Here is an 8,062-nt window from a genome sequence, read left to right on the forward strand (position 1 = left end):
CGGCTCGCCGTGCCCGCTGGTCCAGCAGGTCCAGCAGGTCCAGGCCGTTCGTGGGAGACGCATGGCACAGGTCGCCGACACCGCGCGGACCGTCATCCTGACCGTGGACGACGATCCGGGGGTCTCCCGCGCTGTCGCCCGTGACCTGCGGCGCCGCTACGGCGCCTCGTACCGGATCGTGCGCGCCGAGTCCGGCGAGTCCGCCCTGGAGGCGCTGCGCGAGCTGAAGCTGCGGGGCGACCTGGTGGCCGTGATCCTGGCCGACTACCGCATGCCGCAGATGAACGGCATCGAGTTCCTCGAACAAGCCCTGGGCGTGTACCCGGGCGCGCGGCGCGTGCTGCTGACCGCGTACGCCGACACCAACGCGGCCATCGACGCGATCAACGTCGTCGACCTCGACCACTACCTGCTCAAGCCGTGGGACCCGCCGGAGGAGAAGCTCTACCCCGTCGTGGACGACCTGCTCAGGGCCTGGCGCTCCAGCGACCACCGGCCGGTGCCCGCCACCAAGGTCGTCGGGCACCGCTGGTCGGCGCACTCCTCGCACGTACGGGAGTTCCTGGCCCGCAACCAGGTGCCCTACCGCTGGTACTCCTCCGACGAGCCCGAGGGACGACGACTGCTGGCAGCGGCCGGGGCCGACGGACAGCGGCTGCCCCTGGTGATCACCCCGGACTGCACCGTGCTGCTCGAACCCGAGGCAGCCGACCTGGCCGCCCACGTGGGGCTCGCGACGACGCCCGCCGCGGACTTCTACGACCTGGTCGTGATCGGCGGCGGCCCGGCCGGGCTCGGCGCGGCCGTGTACGGGGCCTCCGAGGGGCTGCGTACAGTCCTGGTCGAGCGGTCGGCGACCGGCGGGCAGGCCGGGCAGAGCTCACGCATCGAGAACTACCTCGGCTTCCCCGACGGCGTCTCGGGCGCGCAGCTCACCGAACGCGCCCGCCGCCAGGCCAAGAGGTTCGGCGCCGAGATCCTCACCGCGCGCGAGGTCACGGGGCTGGAGGCCAACGGCGCGGCGCGCGTCGTCCGCTTCTCCGACGGCTCCTCCGTCACCGCGCACAGCGTCATCCTGGCCACCGGGGTGTCGTACCGGCAGCTCCGGGCACCGGGCTGCGAGCAGCTGACCGGCTGCGGGGTGTACTACGGCTCCTCGCTCACCGAGGCGTCCTCCTGCCAGGGGCAGGACGTGTACATCGTGGGCGGCGCCAACTCCGCCGGACAGGCGGCGATGTACCTGGCGCGGGGCGCGAAATCGGTGACGCTGCTGGTCCGCGGGGAGTCCCTGGCGGCGTCGATGTCGTACTACCTGATCCAGCAGATCGAAGAGGCACCGAACATCACGGTGCGGACCCGGACCGTCGTCGAGGAGGCGCACGGCGACGGACACCTCGAACGGCTCACGCTGCGGGACGTCGTGAGCGGTGCCACCGAACTCGTCGACGCCCAGTGGATGTTCGTCTTCATCGGAGCGGCCCCGCGGACCGACTGGCTGGACGGCACGGTGCTGCGCGACGACCGCGGCTTCATCCTGGCCGGGCCGGACCTCACGCCGGACGGCCGCCCGCCGGCCGAATGGGAGCTGGACCGGCCGCCCTACCACCTGGAGACCAACATTCCCGGCGTGTTCGTGGCGGGCGACGCACGCGCCGAGTCCGCGAAGCGCGTCGCGTCCGCCGTCGGAGAAGGAGCCATGGCCGTGATGCTCGTCCACCGGTACCTGGAACAGTCATGAGCGGGCAGGCCGCGCCCTGCAGCCCGCAGGAGATCGCCTCGCTGTTCCTGTTCGAAAAGCTCTCCCCGGAACAGCTCGGGCGGCTGTGCGCCGAGGGGCGGGTGGAGCGGTTCGAGGCCGGCCCGGTGTACACCGAGGGCGACCCGGCGACCTGCTTCTACGTGATGATCGAGGGCACTGTCGTGCTGTCCCGCCGGGTCGGCGGCGATGACGTCGAGGTCAGCCGGACCTCACAGCGCGGGGTGTACGCCGGGGCCATGCAGGCCTACCTGGGCGACCGGGTTCCGCAGACGTACACCAACTCGATGCGGGTGACCGAGCCGACACGGTTCTTCGTCCTGCCCGCGCAGTCGTTCGCGGACTTCATGCAGGAATGGTTCCCCATGGCCGCGCACCTGCTGGAGGGGCTCTTCTTCGGCGCGAAGAACACCCAGCGGGCCATCGGGCAGCGCGAACGCCTGCTGGCGCTCGGATCGTTGTCCGCAGGGCTCACGCACGAGCTGAACAACCCGGCCGCGGCGGCCGTGCGGGCCACCGCGGCGCTGCGCGAACGGGTGGGCAAGATGCGGCACAAGCTGGCCGTCATCGCCCACGGCCCCTACTCCCGCGAGGCGCTCGCCGACCTCATCGAGATCCAGGAGCGGACCGCCGAACGCGTCGCGAAGGCACCGGTGTTGAGCCCCCTGGAGGCGTCCGACCGGGAGGACGAGCTCGCGGACTGGCTCGACGACCACGGCATCCCGGAGGGCTGGCGGATCGCACCGACCTTCGTGCAGGCCGGGCTGGACACGGACTGGCTGGACCAGGTCGAGGCGGCCGTGGCCGAGGACATCCTCCCGGGGGCGGTCGGCTGGCTCAACTACACGGTCGAGACCGAACTGCTGATGGACGAGATCGACGACTCCACCACGCGCATCTCCCACCTTGTGGACGCCGCCAAGCAGTATTCGCAGCTCGACCGCGCCCCGCACCGGGTCGTCGACGTACACGAGCTCCTCGACAGCACCCTGCTGATGCTGTCCGGCAAGATCGGTCCCCGGGTCCGGGTGGTCAAGGACTACGACCGCTCCGTACCGGACGTGCCCGCGTACCCGGCGGAGCTCAACCAGGTGTGGACCAACCTCATCGACAACGCCGTCTTCGCCATCGGGAGCACCGGCCGCGACGGCACGCTGACGGTGCGCACGGCGCGGGAAGGGGACCGGCTGCTGGTGGAGTTCCGGGACACCGGACCGGGTATCCCGGCGGACATCCGCAGCCGCATCTTCGATCCGTTCTTCACCACCAAGCCGGTCGGCGAAGGCACGGGCCTCGGCCTGGACATCTCCTGGCGGATCGTCGTCAACAAGCACCACGGCAGCCTCCAGGTCGAGTCCGCACCGGGGGACACCCGATTCCAGGTACTGCTGCCCCTGACCACCACCCCGGAACCCGCCAACGAGACCGCCGAGGAGCCCGTATGACCGAGATCAAGGGAATCGATCCGAGCGCCCCGCCCACCGGGCCCGGCTGCGCCGAGTGCGACGCGGCGGGCGGCTGGTGGTTCCACCTGCGACGCTGCGCCCAGTGCGGCCACATCGGCTGCTGCGACTCGTCCCCCGCCCAGCACGCCACCGCCCACTGGAAGTCCACCGGCCATCCCCTGGTACAGAGCTTCGAACCGGGCGAGGAGTGGTTCTGGGACTACGACGGCGACAAGCTGTACGAGTCCGGTCCCGAACTCGCGCCGCCGGCCGCCCACCCCGCCGACCAGCCGGCGCCGGGACCGGCCGACCGGGTTCCCCAGGACTGGACGCGGCTGCTGCACCGCTGAACGGCCGGGCCCGGCCGGTACGGTGGGCCTATGGAACAGCGGATCAGTCTGATCACCCTCGGCGTCGCGGACCTCGCCCGCGCCAAGGACTTCTACACGGCCCTGGGCTGGCGCGGCCAGGAAGTCGAGGAGACGGTCTTCTACCAGGCGGGCGGGCTGGCCCTGGTGCTGTGGGACCGGGGCAAGCTGGCTGCCGACTGCGGTCTGCCCGCCGGGCCCCCGGCCGCCTTCGACGGCATCGTGCTGGCCCACAACGTGCGTTCCGACGCCGAGGTGGACGCCCTGCTCGAGGCCGCCGAGCGGGCCGGCGGCACGGTCATCAGTCCGGCGGCCGTCAACCGCGTCGGCTTCTACTCCGGCGCCTTCACCGATCCGGACGGCCACGCCTGGGAGGTCGCACACAACCCGGGCTTCACACTGGCCGAGGACGGATCGCTCGTCCTGCCCGACTTCGGCGAAGCCGGGAACTGAGCCCGCAGACCGCGCAGCCGCGCGCGCAGCGTGGACGGAGCCCACCAGTTGGCGTCGCGGAGCAGAGTCATCGTGGCCGGAACGAGCACGCACCGCACGAGCGTGGCGTCGACGACGACGGCCACGGTCAGCGCGATCGCCAGCTGTTTCATGACCAGCAGCTCGCCCGTGGCGAATCCGATGAAGACGAGGCACATCAGCGCGGCCGAGGAGCTGATGATCCGGGCGGAGCGCTGGACCCCGAGCTCGACGGCGAGGTCGTTGTCCACCCCGGAGTCGTGGAGTTCCTGAATGCGGGAGAGCAGGAACACCTCGTAGTCCATCGACAGGCCGAAAGCCAGCGCGAACACCACCACAGGCAGCCAGTAGCCCAGCCCGCCCAGCGTGTGCACTCCCAGCGGGCCGGCGCCCCAGCCGTCCTGGAAGACGAGGACCAGAGCGCCGAACGAGGCACCCAGCGACAGGGTGTTCATCGCGATCGCCTTCAACGGAAGCAGCACCGAACCCGTCATCAGCAACAAGAAGGCGAAGGTGGTCGCCGCGATCAGGGCGGCGGCCCGGGGCGCGTGGTCGACGACCTCGGCCCGGAAGTCGATGTCGAGGGCGCTGCGCCCCGTGACCCAGACGGGGAACCCGGCCGGGCGGTCCGCCCGGATGCGCTGCACGAGCCGGTCGCCGGGCGCGCCCGCGGTGTCGGCCTTCGGCACCACGCGGACGAGCGCGATCCCGGGGGCCGCGGCCGTGGCCGCGCCCACCGCCTCGACGTCCGGGCCGCCCGCGAAACGGCCCGCCCACTGTTGGAGGCGGGCCGGGTCGGTGCGTGCCACGACCACCACCGCGTCCGCGCGGTGCTGTGGGAACCGCTCCGCCACGGTGTCGGCGTAGCGCCGCGCCTCCGCCGCGGGCGGGAGCTGCTGCTCCCCGACGGGACTGACCAGGTGGACGCGGAGGAAGGGGGTCGCACAGGCCAGCAGCAGCACCCCGACGCCGACCGCGGCCGACAGCGCGTGCCGCCGGGTCCACCGGGCCAGCCGGGCGAAGCCGCCGGAGCCGGTGCCGCGGGCGGCGCACGCCCCGATCCGCTGCGGGAACGCCGCCAGGAGCGCCGGGGTCAGGGTCAGCGCGGCGGCGAGGGAGAGGGCGACGGTCCCTGCCGCGGCCAGGCCGATCGCGGCGTAGAAGTCGCTGGGGAAGGCGGCCAGCCCGCAGAGGGCGGCGGCGACGACGAGCGCGGCGAACCGGACCGCGCGCCCGGCGGTGGCCATGGTCCGCACCACCGACTCCGCGACGTCGTGCCCCGCGGCCCGCTCTTCCCTGAACCGCCCGACCGTCACCAGCGAATAGTCGATGGCCAGGGCCAGTCCCACCATGGTGGTCGTCGAGAGCGCGGGTGAAGTGAGGTCGTACCAGCGCGACAGGACCAGCAGCCAGAGCATCCCCGCGCCGACCGTGCACACGGCCGCCAGCACCGGTACGCAGGCCGCAACCAAGCCGCCGAAGAGCACGTACACCACGGCCAAGGTCACGGGCAGGGTGATCATCTCGCTGCGCCGCGTATCGGCCAGCGACTGGTCCGCCACCGCGCGGCGCGCGCGATCGCTGCCTCCGAGGGTCACCTCGACGCCGGGCAGGGCGCCGGCGATGTCCCGCACCCGCGATTCGACCGCCGCCTCCGCCTTCTGCCGCACGTCGTCGGGGAGTCCGCGCGCCAGCCGGACCGACAGCAGGGCGGCTCGTCCGTCAGCGGAAACGGCCGGATCGGGGGCACCGGCCGGAACGGCGCGGCCGTGGCGACCCGGCGCGGCGCCCGCGTCCGGGGCGGTCACCGCGATCACACCGGGGACCGCGGACAGATCACGCCGCGCCGCGGCCAACTCCCCCTGGAACCCGGGATCGGCAACCGGCAGGCCTGCGACGACGGCGTCGATCTGCCCTGCGAAGGACCGGGTGCCGTCCAACAGGCGGTTTGCCCGGACCGATTCATGCGGTGCCACGCTCCAGGGCTGCCGGTCCAGCCGGTCCACCACCGGTCCGACCGCGCCCAGCCCGGCCCCCAGGAGCAGCAGCCACATCACCAGGACGATGCGGTGGTGGCGTACGCAGAACAGGGCGAGTCGGCCCGACAGCGGCCCGCCCGTGCCCGCGGGCCGCGGCGGCACCCCCGTCAGGCGGTGCATCGGCGGGCCTCCGAGCCGTAGGCGGAGCCGACCGTGACATCGCCCGGCCGGCTCACCGTCAGCCGCGTGAGTCCGCCGCCCGCGGGGGCCAGGCAGCCGCCCCCGCCCTCGGCGCGGAGCCACGGCGAGTAGGCCAGTCGCAGCGTCACCGTTCCGGGCACGGGCATCCGTACGACCACCTCGGCGGCGTCGGAGGCCACCACGTGCGCGGGCGGATCCACCAGCGGCACCGGATCCTTGACCCGGTAGATCCGCCAGCTCTCGTCCCGCCACACCGGCTCCAGGTACGCCGGCCCGCTCGTCACCAGCGCGTGTTCGCGTTCCGAAGCGGCATCCAGCGGGCCGCCGTGCAGGACGACGAAGCCGACCGCCCAGTGGTCGAGCCAGGCGCGGTAGGCGTCCGCCGTGAACGTTCCCGCGGGCACACCGGCTCCGCCGTACCCGTCGTAGAACAGCCGGCCGCGCTCGACATCGGCCTGCCGGTTCCACCCGCGTGCCAGGGCGACGTGGGGCGCCAGCAGGGCCGCCTCCCGATGGCTCCGTGCCATGGCCACCTCCACGCGGGAGCGGTCCGCGCCCAGCCGTTCGAGGGCCTGAACGACACCCTCGGTCTCCGCGGCCCACCGCGGCACCCTCGCCGTGTCCATGACGTGGGCTGCGGTATTGCCCGCCACCCAGGACACGGCGAGGACGAGGCCGAGGACGAGTGGGGCCCGCCGAGCCGTCCGGAGCCATCCGGGGGACGCGCCCACCCCGCCGGCGTGGGCGTGCGTCGCCATGGCGGCGGCGAGCAGCACCGGCGGCGCCGCGAGATGGGCGAGCCGCTCGACGTTCGTCCCGACCGGCGAGGGGATCAGATAGGCCAGCGCCACGCCCACCGCGTACACCACCGCGGCCGACCGCGGCAGCCGCCAGGAGCGCGGTGCCGCCACGGCGACGGCCGCGGCCATGAGCAGGGGCGGCCAGATCCGTACGAAGTCCATGGGCTGTTGGCCGTGGAAGGGGAACAGCCAGGCCGTGAGGCCGAGGACGGCGGCGGGGGCCGCCGACACCGCGAGTGCCGGTGCCCGGCGCCGGGACGTCAGCAGACAGGCCGCGCCCACCACCGTGAGGAACAGCCCGGCGACGGGGCTCGCCATCGTGGCCGCCACCGCCCAGCCGGCCGTGACCGGGGCGCGGCGCCCGCTCACGAACGCCAGCAGCGCCGCGAGCCCGAAGGCAACGCCCAGGAGGAAGGTGGTGCGCCCGGAGGCCGCCTGGCACCAGAGCATGAGGGCCGCCAGCAGGGCGGGCCACTGGGCGCGCCGTACACCGCAGCGGGCACAGATCCGGCCCACCAGCCAGGTGGACACGAGGCCGCTCGCCAGAGTCACGGGTACCACCCCGAAGACCGCCATCACGTAGGGCGAGATCAGGCTGTAGGAGCCGGTGTGCAGTCCGCCGTGCCAGGAGAGGTTGTAGACGGAGCCGGGATGGCGCGCGACGAACCCCGCCCACGCCTCCTGCGCCGCGAGGTCCCCGCCGCCGGTCGCGAGGGCCGTGGCCCACAGGGCGTAGAGCGGGAGCACGGAACCGGTGGCGGTCAGCGGCACACGGTGACGCCGGTGCCACGGCTCCCGGGCGGCCGCGGCTGCCGGGCCGTGCGCTGTGACCGGACGCGGGGAGAGTTCGACTGATGTCACGGGCCGGGCTCCGTTCGGCTGCTCTGCGGAACTGCCGGGACACATGATCGTCGAAGGCCCGTGCGCCGGGTCGGCGGCGCGCCCACGTGCCGGTGAACGGGTGTCGTTGCCGCGTCTGCCTCCGCGGGCAGTGGTGCGGCCTGGCCGGGCGATGCGACGCAGTCACGATCGCCCGGCCAGG

At 73.3% G+C, this 8,062-nt stretch carries 5 protein-coding genes and 1 pseudogene; 4 read left to right on the plus strand and 2 right to left on the minus strand.

What is annotated here, in order from left to right; genetic code table 11:
* The first annotated feature begins 61 nt into the window (after nucleotides 1–61).
* The 4 genes from ACZ6I1_RS01865 to ACZ6I1_RS01880 are packed head-to-tail and all read left to right on the plus strand — an operon-like array spanning nucleotide 62 to nucleotide 4,022.
* A complete protein-coding gene (locus ACZ6I1_RS01865) occupies nucleotides 62–1,738 on the plus strand; it encodes an NAD(P)/FAD-dependent oxidoreductase (protein WP_469281982.1) in 1,677 nt (558 codons plus the stop codon).
* A complete protein-coding gene (locus ACZ6I1_RS01870) occupies nucleotides 1,735–3,201 on the plus strand; it encodes an ATP-binding protein (protein ID WP_469281984.1) in 1,467 nt (488 codons plus the stop codon). Before ACZ6I1_RS01865 ends, ACZ6I1_RS01870 begins: the two co-directional genes overlap by 4 nt.
* A complete protein-coding gene (locus tag ACZ6I1_RS01875) occupies nucleotides 3,198–3,551 on the plus strand; it encodes a UBP-type zinc finger domain-containing protein (protein ID WP_469281985.1) in 354 nt (117 codons plus the stop codon). Before ACZ6I1_RS01870 ends, ACZ6I1_RS01875 begins: the two co-directional genes overlap by 4 nt.
* A gap of 30 nt (nucleotides 3,552–3,581) precedes the next feature.
* Nucleotides 3,582–4,022 carry a VOC family protein gene (locus tag ACZ6I1_RS01880; RefSeq protein WP_469281987.1) on the plus strand — a complete coding sequence of 147 codons (441 nt, stop codon included), beginning with the start codon at nucleotides 3,582–3,584 and terminating at the stop codon, nucleotides 4,020–4,022.
* A 41-nt stretch (nucleotides 4,023–4,063) separates the two neighbouring features.
* On the opposite strand, the pseudogene ACZ6I1_RS01885 reads toward ACZ6I1_RS01880, so the two are convergent.
* Together ACZ6I1_RS01885 and ACZ6I1_RS01890 are read right to left on the minus strand one after the other, a co-directional pair.
* Nucleotides 4,064–6,199, minus strand: a pseudogene (locus ACZ6I1_RS01885) (MMPL family transporter); the annotation flags it as partial.
* Nucleotides 6,187–7,926 (minus strand): hypothetical protein, encoded by a 1,740-nt coding sequence (locus ACZ6I1_RS01890; RefSeq protein WP_469281988.1) that lies wholly within the window; start codon nucleotides 7,924–7,926, stop codon nucleotides 6,187–6,189. The pseudogene ACZ6I1_RS01885 and the gene ACZ6I1_RS01890, both read right to left, overlap by 13 nt.
* Nucleotides 7,927–8,062 lie beyond the last annotated feature (136 nt).

Source organism: Streptomyces sp. NPDC046303 (assembly GCF_055588085.1).

Excerpts from the sequence above, each read along its gene's own strand:
- ACZ6I1_RS01865 (WP_469281982.1), top strand. The coding sequence starts at position 62 with ATGGCACAGGTCGCCGACACCGCGCGGACCGTCATCCTGACCGTGGAC.
- ACZ6I1_RS01870 (WP_469281984.1), top strand. The coding sequence starts at position 1,735 with ATGAGCGGGCAGGCCGCGCCCTGCAGCCCGCAGGAGATCGCCTCGCTG.
- ACZ6I1_RS01875 (WP_469281985.1), top strand. The coding sequence starts at position 3,198 with ATGACCGAGATCAAGGGAATCGATCCGAGCGCCCCGCCCACCGGGCCC.
- ACZ6I1_RS01880 (WP_469281987.1), top strand. The coding sequence starts at position 3,582 with ATGGAACAGCGGATCAGTCTGATCACCCTCGGCGTCGCGGACCTCGCC.
- ACZ6I1_RS01890 (WP_469281988.1), bottom strand. The coding sequence starts at position 7,926 with ATGTGTCCCGGCAGTTCCGCAGAGCAGCCGAACGGAGCCCGGCCCGTG.